Genomic DNA, 1,077 nt, shown 5'->3' on the forward strand with positions numbered 1-1,077 from the left:
AGGTTAGGTGATACAAGAAGCGTAGATGAGTTTAGATTGGTAGGAAATATTGATTTTAATGGTAATAAAGGACAAGGTGTAGAAGGTGTGGATTGGAAAAACTATGCTAATTACTGTATAGATGGACTAGGATGTACTAATATGATTGTAGCATTTGATGACCCTTATACCGGATTTAATAAAATTTTTGATGGACAAAATCATTCTTTAAAAAATATTAATATGGATTTTGCTTTAGCTACAGGTGGTAGTCATGTATATGCAGGATTATTTGGTAATAGTAGAGGTGCAACTTTTAAAAATATACATATAGATTATATGGGAGGTGGAATAAAGGTTAATACACAAAGCCCTGGTGAAGCCAGTGTTGGTGGATTTATAGGAGCAATAGAAGCTGGATCTGCAGATAATATTATTTTAGAAAACATTAACTCAATAGAGCATGTTCATTCTATGCATGAAGGATTTAACACCACAGGTGGTTTTGCTGGAAGTATTGCATTTGCAAATATTTCTAATGTTACTGTAAGAAATATAAAATCTATTAAAAGCATATTAACATCTGATAGAGAAGCTACTTTCCATACTGGAGGTTTTGTTGGATTTGTTGCAGGAATTGATACTAAAAAAGCTGAATTTAACAATATTAAACTAGAAAATATAGAAAATATTTCAAATGAAGGCATTATCGCTAATGCTCATTTAGGTGGTTTTATAGGTGGAATTAGAGGGAATGCTTACTTAAGCAATATCACCTTAAACAATATTTATAATATCATAAATAATGTCACAATCGGAAATTCAAGTTCTGTAGGTGGTTTTATAGGTGGTTTTGTAGGTCATATTGATTTTGAGAACATTGCTTTAAATAATATTTACAATATTGATAATAAAATGGATAGTTTAAGCTCTTATACTGGTGGTTTTGTAGGTATTGGCCACTTATACATGAGTTCCTTGAAAAATATTTATATGTTTTTTAACCAAAATACAAAAATTAAAGGTAGAAAAGTTGGTATTTTATTTGGTTCATCGGAAGGATCTATACCATTTTCCAATCTGAATAATATCCATATT

Annotated in this window: 1 pseudogene; it reads left to right on the plus strand. The window is 30.0% G+C overall.

Annotated features, from left to right (window positions below):
• Window positions 1–1,077: pseudogene (locus L8X33_RS08595) on the plus strand (hypothetical protein); the annotation flags it as partial.

Source organism: Campylobacter sp. CNRCH_2014_2849 (assembly GCF_025772845.1).
Taxonomy (GTDB): Bacteria; Campylobacterota; Campylobacteria; order Campylobacterales; family Campylobacteraceae; genus Campylobacter_D; species Campylobacter_D lari_D.